The following is a 17987-nucleotide window of genomic DNA, read 5'->3' as shown; positions in this document are numbered from 1 at the left end:
ATCACTCTTTTTCTGGTATACTAATGTATACTCTTGTTCCAGTATTTAATTCAGAATCAATATGAATTTCCCCATTATGTTTTTTTATTATTTCTTTTGAAACACATAATCCAATACCAAAACTTTTCCCTTTCTTTTTTGTCATAAATGGATTGAATAAATTTTCAATATTTGAAATACCAATTCCATTATCTTCAATTATCAAAAAATACATATTATTTTTACTGTATGAATAAATTTTTATAGTATCACATTGGCTATGTTTTATTGCATTATCTAAAATGTTTAATATAACTTCTTTTATTTTTTCAAAATCTAAGAGTATTTTTTTATCTAAAATATTAGTATATATTTTTATAGAATATTTTTTAAATTTTGGATTCATAATATTTAAACACTCATTAATAATTGTTTTTATATTATATATTTTAAAATCAAATACAAAGGAATTTTTATTTAATTTAGAAACATACAATAATTCTTCGACTAAATTTAGCAGTCTGTTACCTTCAGAAATAATGTAATTAATAGATATAGCTCTATCTTTTTCATTTTTAAGTTTTGGTATTAATTCTGCGTGCCCTAATATAGAAGTTATTGGTGTTTTAAACTCATGAGTCATATTATCAATAAAATTTTTTTGTTTTTGTTTCTCTTTTTTTAATGATTCAATGTAATGCTCTATTTTATCAATCATCTTATTAAAAGAATTGACTAATGAATTTATTTCATAATTACTTTCTAACTCAATTCTAACATTAAAGTTTCCTTGGGAAACTTTTTCAGATTCATTTATTAAAGTTTTAATTGGTCTTATCAAAGAAGTAGAAAAAATATAATTTAAAATAGTTAATATAATAATAGACAATATCCCTAGAAAAAATAATGATATTTTTATATTATTATATAAATTCATTTCTTCTTTCATATTATATATGAATCTGATGGCCCCTATAGTTTCATTATTAAAAAAAATTGGACTAGTAAAAAATAAAATATTATTTTCATCTTTTTTGAAAATATAATTTTTCATTCCATTAATAGCATAATGTAAATCTAGATAAATGAAATACTTTTTATTTGATAAATTGTTATTTAATAATTTTTTTTGAATGTCATAAATTTCAACGTCTACATCATATTTTTTTGAAATTAATTCAGAATAAAATGGAGCTATTCTTTTTAAAATATCAAAAACTTCAGAATATTTTTTCCCATTTAATTCTTTCATTATCATAATCTGACTTTCTTGACTATATGTAGTCATTTTTTCAATTAAATTATTAAATATACTTTTTTGAAATGAATATAATGTAATAATAAAAATTATTATAATAAAAAATACTTGAAATGAAATATTTAATAATAATATTTCATTTCTTATACTATTTTTCATTATTCACCTCAAATTTATATCCAACACCATATAATGAAGTAATATATTTTCCGTAATTTCCCAATTTTTTTCTCAATCTTTGAACCACCATATCTACAGCTCTAGTATCCACATTCACATCAAAATCCCATAATTTTTGCAGTAAATAATCTCTAGATAACACTTTTCCATATTTTTCTAAAAACACAGACATTAGATTAAATTCTTTTTTTGTTAAATAAATCTCTTTATTATCTATAAAAAAAATTCTTGAACTTTTCTCAATTTTAAAAGGACCGATTTTTATTAAATCGTCTTTTAATTCGGATTTTTTTATTCTTTTTAAAATATTTTTAATTCTTAAAATTAATTCTTTACTATCAAATGGCTTTGTTATATAATCATCTGCTCCCAATTCTAATCCTAGTAATTTATCATTTTGTGTATTTTTAGCTGTTAAAATAATAATAGGAATATCATTATTTAATTTTTGAAAATTTTTTAGTAAATTAAATCCATCATCATCTGGAAGCATCAAATCTAATATGACTAAATCAGGATAGTCATTATTAAATAGCTCAACCCCCTCTTTACCATTTTTCGCAGTTAAAACTTCAAAATTTTCAAGTATTAAATTCATTTTTATTAAATATCTAATACTATCTTCATCTTCTATAATAAGAATTTTCATACCCTACCCCCATTATTTTACTTATCTTTATTATATCATTAATAATTTTTAGTTTCAAATTTCCAACTAACTTTATCTTATAAACAAAAAAATATAACCCCAATTAACGGGATTATATTTTTGGTAATTCTCTTATTGGATATTTATTTTCAAATAAATTTGCCAAAGAAAAAAGTTTTTCCTCTTCTAAAAATTTTGATGTAAAAGTCAAGCCAAAAGGTTCTCCATTTATATATGTAGCTGGAACGGTAATTGAAGGGTATCCAGCTTTCGCACTAATTCCTGCTCCATAGTTAGCAGGAAAAAGTAAAGATGTCAAATTATACTCATCCATTACTTTATCAATGCCAAGTTTTCTTGAATACTTTCTATCATTTAACAAGCTTTCTATATATTCTCTATCTCTTATATCAGTTCCATCTGATTTAATCAAAATATTTTGCCCATACTTTATTGCTCTCGGATTTTTATAATTATATTTTATAATATCATTCAATGCTTTTACTTTTAAAGTTTTATCTTTTAGATAATTATTTATTCCATGTTTAAACTCATAATAGAGAACATTGATATTATTTATTTTGTCTAAATTCTCAAATTTTACTTTAATTACTTTTCCACCCAATTTCTCAACTTTTTTCAGCGCTTCAAAAAATGCATCTTTTTTTTCGTCTTCTAGCCACTTTAAATGGTCTTCAGAATAACCGAAAATCATCCCACTATAATCTTTTATTTCATTAAATTTCGGCTTATAATCTTTTACTATATAAGTAGAAATATCTTTTTTGTCATATTTAGATAATATTTTAAATATTTCATAAGCATCTTGTACTGTTCTGGTTATAGGACCTGCCGTATCTTGTGTATAAGAAATAGGAATAATACCACTTCTACTAATTGAACCTGTTGTTGGTTTTAATCCCACACATGAATTTGAACTACTTGGAGATAATATAGAGCCTGAAGTCTCTGTCCCTATTGCTGCCAAACATAAATCTGCTGCTACGGCTACCGCTGATCCCGAGCTAGAACCTCCTGTATCAAAATCTCCATACGGATTTTTTGTTTGACCTCCTAATGTTGAATACCCATTTTTCATATTAAAAGATACAAAATTAGCAAATTCTGTTAAATTAGCCTTACCTAAAATAATTGCTCCAGATTTTCTTAATAATTTTACTAAATACGCATCTTCTCTGGCATAGTTCCCTTCTAAAGCTTTTACACCAGCTGTTGTTTGCATTTTATCATTAGTATCAATATTACCTTTAATAATTATAGGAACACCATGAAGATTACTTCTAACTTTTCCTTTTTTTCTTTCCAAATCTAGTTTTTGAGCTATAAATATAACATCTGGATTAATTTCTAAAACAGCATTTAAGTGGCTATATTTGGATATTCTCTCTAAATAAAACTCTACTAATTCCACACTATTTAATTTATTTTCATTAAATAATTTATTTACTTTTTCTATAGTTAAATTCAACAATTCCATATTTTCACCTACTTTAAAATTTTATTTTTGAATATACAACAAAATCTTGGGATAATTATGTATTTTCATTAATTAAGAAAATAAATAATAATTCCAAGATATTTAATCCTATAATGACAAAGAAGCCATATAGCAATCCAAAAGTACTTCCAACAATTCCAATTATATACGAAAAACCGCCAGAAACAATTGAAGTAGTAGCTGATGAAATACTCAGTGCTATACCTTTATTTTTCTTATATTTTTCTACAATTAAAGCTTGAATTGTAGGATAAGTTGTTGCAAATCCTATTCCTGTTAATATAGTACCAATTGATGAAATAATAATGTTTTTCCCTAAAAAAACTGTAAAAATTGAAAAAACCAATGAAAAAGGAACAACTATCATCAACCATTTTTTATATCCTATTTTTTCAGGAAAACTTGATAAAAATGCTCTTCCAATAAATAACCCAATCCATAAAAATGATGGATATAATGCTGAAGTAGAAATGCTAAAATTTCTGTATTCGTATAAAAATGCTGCTATCCATGATGAAAAATTCATTTCATATCCAACATATGTAGATAACGCTAAAACTATTATGACTAATGATAAGTTAAAAATATTTTTTGAAGATTTTTTTTCTTCTAACAAATAATTGCCATGTAATAAGTCAATTTCTTTTTTAACTAATATTAAAGATATCAGAGGTATAAAATTCATTAATACCGCAATTAAAAAAGTACCTTTCCAAAAATCACTATATTTCAAGATAATAGATGAAGCTATAGGACTTGTCAAAGCTCCAACAGCAAATGCAGAATGTAATAAGTTTAAAATTCTTCCCTTTTTTCCATCACCAGACACTCCAATTAAAAATGGGACAGATATCTCTAAAGCTCCTCCACCAAAATTAATAAAAAATACACCCAATATCATATATATATATGAATTCATAACTAACATTAAAAAATTACCCAATAAAAATATCAACACACCAGATAATATTGTATTAAATGCATTATACTTTTCTAAAAAATATCCATATAATAGCGAAGAAAGCATAAAACCAATTGATCCTAAAGATAAAGCTAATCCCACTAAAGAATGATCAATAGAATATGTTTTTTCTATAACTGGTATTAAAGAACTAGTCATTATTAATGAATATCCAAATAAATAAAAACTACTAAAACCAAATATTAATTCAGATTTTTTCATATTTTCCTCCTCTATTTGTTATATAACCACAAGAAAATTTCTTCAAAATGTTTTGACCAATATGATTCATTATGAATCCCAAAATCATCTAGTAATATATTTGTTTTATATCCAAAGTTATCTAGTATTTTTTTCATTTCAATAGTATCATTTTTATATATTTCAGGATTTTCTCCTTCTTTTCCTCCAACATATAAATATATTTTAATATCCCCAACAAACCTTTTTTCTTTTACATAATCAAATATTTTTCTATCTGCATACCAAAATGCTGATGATAACGCTCCAACTTTTTTGAATATATCAGGATATTTTAAGGCTCCATATAATGATATTAATCCTCCCATTGAACTTCCCATTATCCCATTATCTTCAGGTATAGTTCTGTAATTACTATCAATATACGGTTTTAATGATTTAACAATAGAATCAATATATGCATCTCCTTTACCACCCTGATTTTTTGCTATTTTAATATCTGTGTTTTCCCACTTCCAAGGAGAATATTCATTTAATCTATCTATTCCACTATTATCTACAGCTACAACTATTATGCCGTTAGTTTTTCCTTTTTTAAACAATTTTTCTAATGTTTCATCAACACCCCACTCACCTGAAAATGAAGTTGCTTTGTCAAAAATATTCTGACCATCATGCATATATAAAACAGGATATCTTTTGTTAGAAGCATTGTAATCTGGAGGTAAATAAATCCATATTCTTCTTTTTTTATCCAATTCTTTTAAATAAAAGTCATCTATTATTTTTACGTTACCCGTAATTGTATGCGCTACAGTTCCTTTTCCTTTTTCCACAAAATCCCTCCAATTATGAATAATAATATTAATTTTTTTGTTTTTTTCTTTAAACGTATATATCCTATTAGGGATTTCTTCACCTTCTTTTCCTTTTTCTACACTCTCCCAATTTCCTCGTGTAAATTTAAATTGAATTGATTCACCTTTTTTTGCTTTTAAAGTAATTTGATATCTACCATTAATGTATTTAAGTTTAAATTTATTTTCGCCAGGATTCCATTTATTAAAATTTCCTGAAATGAAAATATCATCATTTTTAGGTGTATAATTAGGAACTTTTTCTATAATAATAGTTACTGTATAAAAATTATTTTTCATCGGTAATACATTATTTTTAGATTTTTGTATTGAACATGATGAAATAAATAAAATTAAAATCGCTAAAATATATTTTCTTTTTTTCATATTATTCACCTATTTAAATTGGGCGGAATTTACCGCCCATAATTATTATAATGATTCTATTTCATTCATAATAAATTCTACCAATTCAGATATATATTTTTCAGAAAAATCGAATTTTATACCAGCTATTTCGTATAATTTTCTAACAGGATATTTAAATCCAGAACTTAAGAAGTTTTTATATTGTTCAATAGCTTTTTCACCATTTTCTTTATAATTCTTATAAACTGCTATTGCTCCTAATTGTGACATAGCATATTCAATATAATAAAATGGTACTTCAAATATATGTAATTGTCTCAACCATCTTGTCCTTTTTTCTTTATCTAAATCAGCCCAGTCTATTCCTGTATTAAATCTTTCCATTAAAGATGCAAAATATTCGTCTCTTTCTTCAATTGTATGATTTGGGTAAGTATAAATCCAATGTTGAAAAGCGTCTACAATCATAACCCAAGGTAATATTTTCAATGTGCCTTCTAATTGCTCTTTTTTTGCTTTTTTTAAATCTTCAGGATTATTATAATATTCATCCAAATATTCTAAAGTTAGTAATTCCATGGACATTGAAGCTAATTCGGCCACTTCACTTGGAAAATCTTTTAGTATTGAAATAGGGATATCTTTCGAATAAAAAGTGTGCTGTGCATGTCCGGATTCATGTAATAATGTTTTTACGTCTCTATGTAAGCCAACAGCATTCATAAAAATGAAGGCTGCTCCAGTTTCATTTAATGGATAGTTATAACCTCCTGGTGCTTTACCTTTTCTATTAACAAGATCTAAAAAACCTGTATTTTTCATTTTTTCAAGATTCTTAGCAAAATCAACATCAACTTTCGATAGAATTTTTATGGCTTTCTCAATAAATTCTTCTTCTTTTTTAAATGGTTTTAATATTTTTCCATCAACATCAACTTCTGTATCCCAAGGTCTTAATGTATCTAGTTTTAATTTTTCTTTTCTTTCATTATTAAGTTTTTTCAATGCTGGAACAACTGTCTTTTCTACAGCACTATGAAATTCATATAAATCTTCTGGTTTAAAATCAAACCTTCTTTTAGCATCATGCATATAATCTCTATAATTATCATAACCTGCATTTTTAGCGATTTGAATTCTTATATTTTTTAATTCATCAAATAATTTTTCTAATTCTTCATAATATTCTAAAACAGCAGTGTTTATCAATCTCCAGGCTTCTTCTCTGATTTTTCGATCTGGATTTTTCAGATAGATACCCATTTGAGATAATGTTTTTTCCTCTCCATCATATTTAACAGTTATTTTCGAAATTATTTCTCCATATTTTGAAGATAATTTCTGTTCTTTTACCTTTAAAGGAAGATTCTCCTTTCTGAAAATTTCTATATCTCTAGATATTAATCTATTCATATGCTCATAACTCTCACCTTTTAAATCTTTTCTATATGGTGAATCATAAAATTTCTTTTTTAGCAAAAAGTCATATTCACTTGCGGGAGAAACTATTTTAGCATAAAATTCATTAAATGCTTTTGAATTTTCTTCTTTTGTATCACATGTCATTCTAATATATCTCCATGCCATTTCTTCAGAAAGAATAGCATCAAATTCAGACCACTTTTCTAAAAATTTTAATAAATCATCAACTGAATTTATTTCTTCAGCTAACAAACTTTCTAATTCATTTTTTACAATATTCCAATCATTTAAGTCAATCTCTTTGTTATAAAATTTCCTTGGTTTTTTTTCTATTTTTTCATTTGTAATAATCATTTAAATTACCTCCTTTTTTTGTTAGTTATACTAATTATAATTATACACTATTATTATTTTTTTACAAAATAATAATTACAGGACTTTTTTTTAGTAATTATATTACTAAAAAATATTTGTAGAAAAAAAATCATGTATTTTTATTTTATTTAGTATATAATTTTATTGTGGCGCCACAAAGGAGGGGGATTATGGAAAATTATATACTGAAGAGTATAAATTCTGCATTAGAATTTATAGAAGAAAATATATCAAATGATTTTTCTTTAGAAGATATTGCTGAATATTCAAATTTTTCATTATCTTATCTATATAAATTGTTTAATTTAATTGTTGGTATGAGCATTAAAGAATATATCAGAAAAAGGAGACTTTCGCAGTCTGTATATGATTTGCTTAATTCTAATATGAATATTTTAGAAATTGCTATCAAATATCAATATAATACATATGAATCATATTCAAGAGCATTCAAAAAAGAATTCGGATTATGTCCTAGTGAAGTTAGAAAGAAAAAAATAAACGTACTGTTGTTTAAACCTATAACTTTAAATGGAGGGGATATTATTATGGAAAATAAAAATTATTTATTGCTTATTGATATTGATAAATTTGCAAATATCAATAAAATATATGGAAGAAGATTTGGTGATTTAGTTCTATCAAAAATTCCTGAAAGAATAAAAGAAGTTTTAAATAATGAAAATATTGACTATGAAAATAAAAAAGCTGAAAATATTGAAAGATTAGGTGGAGATGAATTCATTTTTGTGTTAAAAAATGCTGATAAAAAAACAGCAAAAGAAATTTCTGAAAAAATTTTAGAAAATATTAAAAAACCATTTGTTTATGAAAATAAAAATATTCAGATAACAGCAAGTATAGGAATCACTGAATATTCCCTATTAAGTAATGATGTTTATAATAGCTCTTATAAAGCTATGATTGATGCAAAAAAAGAAGGTAGAAACACTTTTAAATTAATATAGCTCTCTAGTATAATACAAACCATGTATTTTGGCCTCTTTATTGATGAGGGGATATAAAAATTAATAATCTGTTTCTTAATAATATAATAAATATAATTGGTATGGAAATTCCATACCAATTATTAATTACATTAAAAATAATATCAACGATATTTCTTTAATTGTTTTTCTTTATATGTCGCTTTAAGGGTCATATTTTTATTGATATATTCTCATTAATTACACTAGCAAAATATCTACTCTGGCATAAACTACAAACAAAACATTTGCTTTCATCTAATTAATGCAACTGATGGTATTTAGATGTACATGACTATAAAAATTTCTAATTTTTTGGTATTTAGATTTTTTGAATTATATATAATTATTTAATCATCTGATATATTAATTTATAATTTAAAAACTAAAAAACTGTTGTAAATGTTTTTTATATATGTTGACTTTTCTTTTTTTTACATTCAAAATTTTTCAACATCATTTCTTTAAAAAATCGAGCAATAACTTTATTACGTATCTCTGATATTCCATCTTTCATGGATTCGATATTAAGATTTCCTGGTAATCCATCAAGCGAAATAATTTCAATTCTTGTTATTAAAAATAGCTGATTTTATATAAGTCAAAAATTTTATATTACTAATATACAATTTCTTTGATTAAAACAAAAAATTATGGTTAATAGCCATTTCACAGTAATTTCTTAAATATATCAATACCAATATTAATTACATCATCGTCAGGCAAAAAATCAGGGGAATGTAATCCTACTTTTTTATTTGTTTTAGTACCTAACCAAAACATCAAAGAAGGATATTTTTCTGCTATAAATCCAAAATCTTCTCCTGTCATTTTATATCCACAATCTATTATTTTATATTTATCTTTTATCTTTTCTAAAAATTCTTTATATACTTTTTCATCGTTAATAACTTCTTTATATTGCGAACCTAAAGTAATCTTATAATCCACATCTAGCATTTCTTTAATTGATTTTAATATTTTTCCCAATTTATTAATATATTCTTTAGTATGGTCTAAACTCAAAGATCTGATACTTCCCTCTATTTTGCTATAAGCTGGTATAACATTTCTTACTTCACCTGAAGAAACTTTACCAATACCAAAAATTAATGTTTTTACAGGATCTTCTGGTATTTTTTCAACAGAATCTAAAAATATTCTTAAAGCATTTAATGCATTTTTCCCATCTTGCGGAAATGCTATATGAGAATTTTTTCCAAAAAATTCTATATCTATTTCAACCGCAGAAGCAAATAATACACCTTTTGATGTAGCTATTACTCCTTTTTCATATTCATCAGTAACATGTAAAGCATAAGCCTTTATTATATTAAAACTATCAAAAACACCTGAGTCAATTACTTTTTTAGCTCCTCCTCCACCCTCTTCAGCAGGTTGATATAAAAATAAAATATTTTTTTGAATTTTATTTTCAAACACAAATTTAATTAATCCATATAATATGGACATATGAATATCATGACCGCAAGCATGCATATTTTCATTTTGTGATTTGAAATTAATATTATTTTTTTCTTTTATCGGCAAAGCGTCTATATCTGCTCTAAAAAGAACAAATTCATTTTTTTCAACTGGTTGATACTTTATTACCAAACCAGTTTCTAAAGGCTTTAATATTTCAATATTAATATTATAATGTTCTTTCAATTTATTAATAGCATTTTCTAATATTTGCGTTGTTTTAAACTCTTTAAATCCCAATTCAGGGTTTTGATGTAATATATGTCTTATTTCAATAGGAGATATCATAATAATTCCTCCAATATTTTAATGATTTCATCTATCTCCTCATAAGAGATATTTAAAGCCGGTAATAATCTAATTACACTGTTATTGGAAATGACATTTAATAATAATCCTCTTTTAAAAGCATTTCCTCTTAAGTCAGGGTATGACTCATCTAACTCAATACCAATCATTAATCCTTTTCCTCTTATATCTGCAATTTTAAAAGTATTCATATTTTCTAATTTGTTTTTTAAATAAGTTCCTTTTTTAGAGACTTCATTTAATATATTTGGTAAATTTTCTAATACATATCTTGCTCCTGCTAAAGCAATAGGATTTGGTGCAAAGGTAGATCCATGATCACCTGGTTTTAAAATATTTGCAGTGTTATTTAAAAATATAGTTACACCTAATGGCAATCCTCCACCCAACGATTTTCCTATAGTAATTATATCAGGATTTAATCCGAAATGTTCATATGCAAAAATTTTTCCTGTTCTTCCTAATCCTGCTTGAACCTCATCGCATACTAAAATAAATTTTTTTTCATTATGATATTTATTTAATACATTTGAAAATTCTTCTGTAATAGGCATTACTCCACCAGATCCTTGTATAGCTTCAACAAATACAGCTATGACTTCTTCACTATGATACTTCATATAGTCATCAAAACCATCCACATCATTAAATTCGAATTCTTTACAATAAGGTAATAATGGTCTAAAAGGCGCTTTTAAATTTTCAAATCCATTAATTGATAATGATCCTAAAGTTCTTCCGTGAAAACCATTCTTAAAATAAATGATTTTATTTTTTTCTTTAGATGATATTTTTTTTATTGCTTTTAATGCTGCTTCTGTAGATTCTGTACCTGAATTGGTAAAAAATACTGCACCATTCTTATTTGTAAATTCGACTAATTTATTTGCAACCCATTCTGCATCTTCATCTAAATAGAAATTAGATAAATGCATATATCTTTTCATTTTATTTTGCATGGCATTAATTAATTTTTCATTTGAATGACCAAAAGATAATACTCCAATACCAGAAAAAGAATCTATATATTTTTTACCTTCTTTTGAATATATATATATTCCTTTTGCATAATCAATATCTATATTAAAATAATCATATATCTTTAATATCATAATTCAAACTCCCTCGTTAATGCTTTTATTGCTTGTTCAGCATATTTCTTCTCCAATAAACATGATATTTTTATTTCAGAAGTTGTAACCATTCTTAGAGGAATATCTTCCAATGCCTTAAAAAAACGTGAAGCAACTCCTTTTTCTGTTTTCATACCTATACCTACTACAGAAACTTTTACATAACCGTGTTCATATGTAATTTGTGAATCATCAAATTCAACTAAAGCCTCTTTTAAATATTTATCGAAATGTTCCATCTCTTCTTCAATTATAGTAAAAGATACATTCAACTTATTATTTATATTAATTATAGAAATCATATCAACATTAAAACCTTTTTGGGCAATTTTATCAAAAATATTATATATAATAGCATGATTAAAAGGTAAATTTGTTATTGTAACCTGCGTTTGATTTTCCATTACACTCATACCTGTAACAACAGGATTTTCAATATTATCTGCAACCACATATGTCCCCTCCTCTTCTAAAAAAGTTGAAGCACAATAAACAGTTATATTATATTTTTTTGCGACTTCAACAGCTCTGCTATGTAATACCTTTGCACCAAGGCTCGACATTTCTAACATTTCATCATAAGTAACATACTTTATTTTTTTTGCATTTGGATGTCTTCTTGGATCAAAAGTAAAGATACCAGGAAAATCACTATAAATCTCACATTTAGCGTCTAAAGCTGCAGCTATTGCTACTGCTGATGTATCTGATCCTCCTCTACCCAATGTAGTATAATCACCTTCTTCTGTAATACCTTGAAATCCTGTTATCACTAAAGCATCATATGTATTCAATAATTGTAATATTTTATTGGTTTTAAATTTTTGAATTCTTGCATTGTTGAAATCAGATGTTGTAAAAATACCGGCCTGAAATGCATTTAATGACTTTGTTTTAATCTTTAAATCATTTAATGCCATTGACAACAAAGAAACAGATATCTGTTCTCCGGTTGTTAATAACATATCTAATTCTCTGGGATGAGGTTTTTCTGAAACCTCTTTTGCTAATTTTATTAAATTATCTGTTGTTTTTCCCATCGCAGAAACTATAACAATAACTTTATTACCTTCTAATACCTTATTTTTAATTTTTCTTGCAACAAATTTTACTTTTTCTGAATCAGCAACTGAAGATCCTCCATATTTCTGTACTACTATATTCATTTTATCACCTACAAATTTCTTAATTCATCTAATAATTTTGTTTTATCTTTTGTTTTTTCATCTACTTTTTTTATTATCTTTGCAGGAACACCTGCTACTACAGTATACGATTCTACATTTTTTGTAACAACAGAACCAGCTGCAACAACAGATCCTTTTCCAATTCTTACACCTTCTAAAATAACTGCATTGGCTCCAATTAAAACATTATCTTCTATTACAACAGGATCTGCACTTGGTGGTTCAATAACACCAGCTATAACGGAACCTGCACCAATATGACAATTATCCCCAATCTGGGCTCTTCCACCTATTACAACATTCATATCTATCATTGTTTTTTTACCTATTTTTGCTCCTATATTTATAACAGCACCCATCATAATTACAGCATTATCCCCTATTTCAACTAAATCTCTAATTATTGCTCCGGGCTCAATCCTTGCATTAATCTTTTTTAGATCTAACAATGGAATTGCTGAATTTTTCCTATCCATTTCAATTCTATATTTTTCTACTCTTTCTCTATTTTTTTCAAGAAATTTTTCAAATTCAGAAAGCTCACAAAATAATACTCCAGATTTATTATCGCCATAATATTCATCAAAAGGTATATTTCTTAAATCTCCTCTTAAATAAACTTTTATCGGTGTAACTTTTTTTGCTTTAGCTATATATTCAATAATTTCGTATGAATCCATTTTATTCCTCCTTTGTTAATTCAAAAATATCGTGAAATGTGTAAAAACCCGCAACAGCTTTTAAAGCAAACTCTGCAGATTTCAAAACTCCAGCTGCAAATGTTCTTCTAGACAATGCTCTATGAGATATTGTTATAACTTCTCCCAAATTTCCAAAATATATTGTATGATCTCCAGGTATATTTCCTAATCTTAAAGATGAAATATTAACTTCTTTATTTAAGGCTTCCTTAATCATTTTTGCAGTACCAGACGGTTTGTCTTTTTTAAACCTATGATGACTTTCTGTTATTTCTATATCAACATCATCTAATAATTTATCCGCTAATTTTACCAATTTTAGCAAAACCTGAACTCCTAATGAAAAATTATAACTTTGAACTATAGGTATTGTTTGAGATAATTCTTTTAACTTATTTATTTGATCTTCGCTTAGTCCGGTTGTTCCTATAATTAAAGGACACCTAAATTTTTCAACATACTCTATTACTTTTTCGAAAGCCTCTGGTAATGAGAAATCTATTAAAACTTCTGGAGTTTCTAAAAAATTTTCACCTTTTTTATCGTATGAAAATACTAAATTATGCCCTTTTTCAGAAAATAAACTAAATATTTCATTTCCCATTCTTCCATTTCTCCCTATTATTCCATATTTCATAATATATTCAACTCCTCAAATAAATTATCAATAATAACTTTGCCATTTTCACTAATAGGAATTAAAGGTAATCTCAAAATATTTTTACAATAACCCAGTTTTGAAACGGCGTATTTAACAGGAATTGGGTTCACTTCAACAAACAGCTTTCTCATTAAAATATTATATTTTTTATTTATTTTTTGTGCCTTCTTATAATTATTATTTAATATGGCTTCAGTTAACTCTTTCATTTGTTTTGGCAAAACATTTGAAAAAACTGAGATTACACCATCTCCCCCTAATGACATCAAAGGTAAGGCCTGATCATCATTCCCTGAATAAACTAACATATCTTCTGGTTTTTTCGAAATTAATTCAGCAATTTGAGAAATATTACCACTTGCTTCTTTTATTCCGATTACATTTTTATTCTTTTCAAAAATCTCTATTGCTGTATCTGGTAAAATATTACCTCCTGTTCTCGAAGGTACATTATATAGTATTATTGGTAATTCTGTTCTTTGAGCTACATATGAAAAATATTCAACTAAACCTTTTTGTGTTGACTTGTTATAATAAGGACTAACTATAAGCAAACCGTCTGCTCCTGATTTTTCTGCTAATTTGTTATTATATAACACATGTTTTGGATTATTCGAACCTGTACCAACAATCACAGGAACTTTTTTATTTGTTAATTCTACTACTTTAGATACAATTTTTTCTCGTTCTTTTTCATCTATTGTTGGTGCTTCTCCAGTAGTACCTAATACAACCAAACCATCTACATAATTTAATTGAAAAAGAATAAATTCTTCTAACGCTTTGTAATCAACCTCATAATTCTCATCAAATGGCGTTATTATTGCTGTTGCTACACCTTTAAACATAAAAATCCCCCCTTTTTATTGTTGAAAAATAATCATCTAATGTTTCAGCTCTTCTTATCATTTTAAAATACTTTCCATCATATAAAAATTCTGCTGATCTCAATTTTCCATTATAATTAAATCCCATTGAATGTCCATGTGCCCCAACATCATGTATTATTAATATATCTCCTTCTTCAATTTCTGGCAATTCTCTATCAATAGCAAACTTATCATTGTTTTCACATAATGAACCAACTACATCATATCTTTTTTGAATGCCGCTTTTTCCTAATACTGTTATATGATGATATGCTTTATTTGGCCCATATAATCCTGGTCTCATTAAATTTGCCATATTCGCATCTACACCTATATATGTTTTATAGCTTTCTTTTATATGTAAAACTTTTGTTATTAAATAACCATGAGGTCCAGTTATGTATCTTCCATTTTCTGTAAATATTTTTGGTTTAAAATTTTTAAAATATACATCATATATTTCCTGAATATTTTTGCTCAATAAGGTTATATCCATCTCTTTTTCTTCAGGTCTATAAGGTATTCCAAATCCACCACCTATATCAATAAATTCAAACTCAATATTTAATTTTCTTGATATTTTATCAACGGTTTTAAAGATTATTTCTGTATTTTTTGTAATTAAATCAATATCTAACGTATTAGAAACTATCATTGCATGCAAACCAAATCTTCGTACCCCTAAATTTTTCAAAAACTTATAACCCTCTATTAGTTTTTCATATGGCATTCCAAATTTTGAATCTAACGGATTACCTATTATCTCAGTTCCATATGCATTTCTTGGTGTATATCTAATTGAAGCAATTTTTGGGATTCCAATTTTGTTCACAAATTTTGGAATATGCCCTATGTCATCAAAATTTATTATTGCATCTAAATCATATGCCTTTTTATATTCTTCTAATGGTGTATTATTTGATGTAAATAAAATTTCTTCACTTTTTAAACCAACCATTTCAGATAAATATAATTCGGCTAAAGAACTACAATCAGTTCCACAATCATTATCTTTTAATATTTTCAAAATATATGGATTTGGTGTTGCTTTTACAGCAAAATATTCTTTGAATAGACACCAAGAAAAAGCTCTTTTTAATTTTTTTACAGAATCTATAATCCCTTCTTGATCATAAACATAAAAAGGTGTTGGATAATCCTTTAATAATTCACCTATATAAAAAGGTATTTTTTTCATATTTCCCCTCATTTCATTAAATTATAAAGCTCTATGATTCAACTCAAAATGCTTTAATAATATTCTTACCGCATTGGTAGCGGCACCTACTCTTACATTATCTGCAACAATCCACATTAAAAATGTATATTCATCCATTTTTCTTAATCTAGAAACATATGTAATATCAGAACCCGCAACATTTATTGGAGTAATCAAATTATCTGTATATACAACATTTTTAGTGTTTTCAATTAATTCTTTGATTTCTAATAAAGTTGTTTTTTTCTTTGTCCTAAAAGTTACGCTTTCTGAATGCCCGTATAAAACTGGTACTCTTACTGCTGTTGGATAAACATTTATGCTATAATCATTATAAATCTTCCTTGTTTCATTAACCATTTTCATTTCTTCTTGTGTAAAACCATTTTCTTCTATATGTCCTATTTGAGGAATAACATTATTCATAATTTTTTCTGGAAAATGACTAATAACGTCCATTCCATTTATTTGATTTAATAATTCTTGAATACCTTTATTTCCAGCACCTGATACTGCTTGATATGTACTCACAAATATTTCAGAAATGCCTAATTTTTCTTGTATTTTTGATAAAGCTAAAACCATTTGAATAGTTGAACAATTAGGATTTGCTATAATACCTCTATAATTTTTTATAATATTTCCGTTTATTTCGGGTACAACTAAGGGAATATCTTTTTCCATTCTAAATGCAGAAGAATTATCAATAACAACATTTCCATATTCAGCTGCAATTGATGCAAATATCCTCGAAACAGAAGAACCAGCAGAAAAAAGTAAATAATCATATTTATCTTTCATTTTATCTTCAGTTAACTCTTCTACATAATAACTTTTATTTTTAAATTTTATTTCTTTGCCTTCAGATTTTTTACTTGCAAAAAGTTTTAATTTTGTAACATTAACATCTAAATCTTCTAATACTTTAACCATAGTTCTTCCAACTTCACCAGTTGCTCCAACAATACCAACTTTCATCTTCTCCCTCCTAACAAAATTGGCCTTCCGATAACACGGAAGGCCTTATTTGAAATAATATAATAATCAATTATTCCAAACGGCTCTCCGCGATTTTACGCGACAGTCATATAGGTATTCCCTATACAACCAGGCATGTAAGACGGGTAAATCTTACACCCTTCGGCAACCTCGCCTTTCATCCACCTCAAGCCTACCCCAGCGATAGGTAGATTACTCATCTCGGTTGCGCCTCCGTTTGTTCGTAAAACATATTAACTTTTGCCGTAGTTTATCAAAAAAATTTTAATTTAATATTTCAAAAAAAAGAAATAAATGTTAATACATTTATTTCAACTTTAATTTATTAACCTTAATCTTTACTTTTCTCATTCTTAATTTTTCAATAAATCTTATTATTGGACATCTCATTTTCCATCTTTCAAAAAATGTCATTTTAAACCTCCTCAACTTTTTTCTATTATATCACAAAATTACAAATAAAAAAAGAGCAGTATCACTGCTCTTTTTGGCGGAGAGGGTGGGATTTGAACCCACGGATGGGTTTTGCCCATCACACGCTCTCCAGGCGTGCGCCTTAGACCGCTCGGCCACCTCTCCGTTTATATCAACTTCCAAAGTATTTTATCATATCTTTTTAATTTAGTCAACCAATTAAAATAAACAAAATTAAAATTTATTATTAATTT

The 17987-nt window shown here is 26.2% G+C and carries 16 protein-coding genes, 1 tRNA gene and 1 riboswitch; of the genes, 1 reads left to right on the top strand and 16 read right to left on the bottom strand.

Annotation, left to right across the window (positions count from 1 at the left end):
• Position 1: 1 nt before the first annotated feature.
• The 6 genes from ACYQ44_RS07465 to ACYQ44_RS07440 form a co-directional block, all read right to left on the bottom strand.
• The gene (locus tag ACYQ44_RS07465; RefSeq protein WP_459996364.1) at positions 2–1396 is read right to left on the bottom strand and encodes a sensor histidine kinase; all 1395 of its coding nucleotides are present in this window, start codon (positions 1394–1396) and stop codon (positions 2–4) included.
• Positions 1386–2066: a response regulator transcription factor gene (locus ACYQ44_RS07460; RefSeq protein ID WP_459996363.1), complete on the bottom strand. Its 681-nt coding sequence runs from the start codon at positions 2064–2066 to the stop codon at positions 1386–1388. Before ACYQ44_RS07460 ends, ACYQ44_RS07465 begins: the two co-directional genes overlap by 11 nt.
• Before the next feature lie 112 nt (positions 2067–2178).
• Entirely contained in the window at positions 2179–3564 is a 1386-nt protein-coding gene (locus ACYQ44_RS07455) for an amidase family protein (RefSeq protein WP_459996362.1), read from the bottom strand.
• 55 nt (positions 3565–3619) lie between these two features.
• Entirely contained in the window at positions 3620–4768 is a 1149-nt protein-coding gene (locus ACYQ44_RS07450) for an MFS transporter (protein ID WP_459996361.1), read from the bottom strand.
• Positions 4769–4779: 11 nt separating this feature from the next.
• Complete coding sequence (locus ACYQ44_RS07445) at positions 4780–5991, bottom strand: alpha/beta hydrolase-fold protein (RefSeq protein ID WP_459996360.1); 1212 nt, start codon at positions 5989–5991, stop codon at positions 4780–4782.
• A 45-nt stretch (positions 5992–6036) separates the two neighbouring features.
• Complete coding sequence (locus ACYQ44_RS07440; protein ID WP_459996359.1) at positions 6037–7749, bottom strand: M3 family oligoendopeptidase; 1713 nt, start codon at positions 7747–7749, stop codon at positions 6037–6039.
• Positions 7750–7940: 191 nt separating this feature from the next.
• Here ACYQ44_RS07440 and ACYQ44_RS07435 point away from each other — a divergent pair, with 191 nt between their 5' ends.
• Positions 7941–8738 (top strand): diguanylate cyclase domain-containing protein, encoded by a 798-nt coding sequence (locus ACYQ44_RS07435; protein WP_459996358.1) that lies wholly within the window; start codon positions 7941–7943, stop codon positions 8736–8738.
• A gap of 427 nt (positions 8739–9165) precedes the next feature.
• Here the strand turns inward: ACYQ44_RS07435 and ACYQ44_RS07430 are convergent, their stop codons facing one another.
• The 10 genes from ACYQ44_RS07430 to ACYQ44_RS07385 form a co-directional block, all read right to left on the bottom strand.
• Complete coding sequence (locus ACYQ44_RS07430; protein WP_459996380.1) at positions 9166–9315, bottom strand: hypothetical protein; 150 nt, start codon at positions 9313–9315, stop codon at positions 9166–9168.
• Between the two features lie 110 nt (positions 9316–9425).
• Complete coding sequence (locus ACYQ44_RS07425; protein WP_459996357.1) at positions 9426–10529, bottom strand: amidohydrolase; 1104 nt, start codon at positions 10527–10529, stop codon at positions 9426–9428.
• Positions 10526–11662 (bottom strand): aspartate aminotransferase family protein, encoded by a 1137-nt coding sequence (locus tag ACYQ44_RS07420; protein WP_459996356.1) that lies wholly within the window; start codon positions 11660–11662, stop codon positions 10526–10528. The genes ACYQ44_RS07425 and ACYQ44_RS07420 overlap by 4 nt, the downstream gene beginning before the upstream one ends.
• Entirely contained in the window at positions 11659–12849 is a 1191-nt protein-coding gene (locus tag ACYQ44_RS07415) for an aspartate kinase (protein WP_459996355.1), read from the bottom strand. The genes ACYQ44_RS07420 and ACYQ44_RS07415 overlap by 4 nt, the downstream gene beginning before the upstream one ends.
• Before the next feature lie 8 nt (positions 12850–12857).
• Positions 12858–13550 carry a 2,3,4,5-tetrahydropyridine-2,6-dicarboxylate N-acetyltransferase gene (gene dapD / locus ACYQ44_RS07410; protein ID WP_459996354.1) on the bottom strand — a complete coding sequence of 231 codons (693 nt, stop codon included), beginning with the start codon at positions 13548–13550 and terminating at the stop codon, positions 12858–12860.
• 1 nt (position 13551) lies between these two features.
• The gene (locus ACYQ44_RS07405) at positions 13552–14208 is read right to left on the bottom strand and encodes a 4-hydroxy-tetrahydrodipicolinate reductase (protein WP_459996353.1); all 657 of its coding nucleotides are present in this window, start codon (positions 14206–14208) and stop codon (positions 13552–13554) included.
• Entirely contained in the window at positions 14205–15080 is an 876-nt protein-coding gene (gene dapA / locus ACYQ44_RS07400) for a 4-hydroxy-tetrahydrodipicolinate synthase (protein WP_459996352.1), read from the bottom strand. The genes ACYQ44_RS07405 and dapA overlap by 4 nt, the downstream gene beginning before the upstream one ends.
• The gene (locus ACYQ44_RS07395) at positions 15073–16299 is read right to left on the bottom strand and encodes a diaminopimelate decarboxylase family protein (protein ID WP_459996351.1); all 1227 of its coding nucleotides are present in this window, start codon (positions 16297–16299) and stop codon (positions 15073–15075) included. Before ACYQ44_RS07395 ends, dapA begins: the two co-directional genes overlap by 8 nt.
• 21 nt (positions 16300–16320) lie before the next feature.
• A complete protein-coding gene (locus tag ACYQ44_RS07390; protein ID WP_459996350.1) occupies positions 16321–17298 on the bottom strand; it encodes an aspartate-semialdehyde dehydrogenase in 978 nt (325 codons plus the stop codon).
• A 72-nt stretch (positions 17299–17370) separates the two neighbouring features.
• A riboswitch (Lysine riboswitch) is annotated at positions 17371–17543 on the bottom strand.
• 264 nt (positions 17544–17807) lie between these two features.
• Positions 17808–17898: transfer RNA gene (locus tag ACYQ44_RS07385), tRNA-Ser, on the bottom strand.
• Positions 17899–17987 lie beyond the last annotated feature (89 nt).

It is taken from the genome of Marinitoga arctica, from assembly GCF_054657315.1.
Note: the sequence above shows the minus strand (reverse complement) of the source record. Positions and strands in the feature narration are given on the sequence as shown.

Bases quoted from the DNA above. Each gene is read 5' to 3' on its own strand.
- ACYQ44_RS07450 (WP_459996361.1), bottom strand. From the start codon at position 4,768: ATGAAAAAATCTGAATTAATATTTGGTTTTAGTAGTTTTTATTTATTT.
- ACYQ44_RS07445 (WP_459996360.1), bottom strand. From the start codon at position 5,991: ATGAAAAAAAGAAAATATATTTTAGCGATTTTAATTTTATTTATTTCA.
- ACYQ44_RS07420 (WP_459996356.1), bottom strand. From the start codon at position 11,662: ATGATATTAAAGATATATGATTATTTTAATATAGATATTGATTATGCA.
- ACYQ44_RS07455 (WP_459996362.1), bottom strand. From the start codon at position 3,564: ATGGAATTGTTGAATTTAACTATAGAAAAAGTAAATAAATTATTTAAT.
- ACYQ44_RS07390 (WP_459996350.1), bottom strand. From the start codon at position 17,298: ATGAAAGTTGGTATTGTTGGAGCAACTGGTGAAGTTGGAAGAACTATG.
- ACYQ44_RS07395 (WP_459996351.1), bottom strand. From the start codon at position 16,299: ATGAAAAAAATACCTTTTTATATAGGTGAATTATTAAAGGATTATCCA.
- dapA (WP_459996352.1), bottom strand. From the start codon at position 15,080: ATGTTTAAAGGTGTAGCAACAGCAATAATAACGCCATTTGATGAGAAT.
- ACYQ44_RS07415 (WP_459996355.1), bottom strand. From the start codon at position 12,849: ATGAATATAGTAGTACAGAAATATGGAGGATCTTCAGTTGCTGATTCA.
- ACYQ44_RS07405 (WP_459996353.1), bottom strand. From the start codon at position 14,208: ATGAAATATGGAATAATAGGGAGAAATGGAAGAATGGGAAATGAAATA.
- ACYQ44_RS07425 (WP_459996357.1), bottom strand. From the start codon at position 10,529: ATGATATCTCCTATTGAAATAAGACATATATTACATCAAAACCCTGAA.
- dapD (WP_459996354.1), bottom strand. From the start codon at position 13,550: ATGGATTCATACGAAATTATTGAATATATAGCTAAAGCAAAAAAAGTT.
- ACYQ44_RS07440 (WP_459996359.1), bottom strand. From the start codon at position 7,749: ATGATTATTACAAATGAAAAAATAGAAAAAAAACCAAGGAAATTTTAT.
- ACYQ44_RS07435 (WP_459996358.1), top strand. From the start codon at position 7,941: ATGGAAAATTATATACTGAAGAGTATAAATTCTGCATTAGAATTTATA.
- ACYQ44_RS07465 (WP_459996364.1), bottom strand. From the start codon at position 1,396: ATGAAAAATAGTATAAGAAATGAAATATTATTATTAAATATTTCATTT.
- ACYQ44_RS07460 (WP_459996363.1), bottom strand. From the start codon at position 2,066: ATGAAAATTCTTATTATAGAAGATGAAGATAGTATTAGATATTTAATA.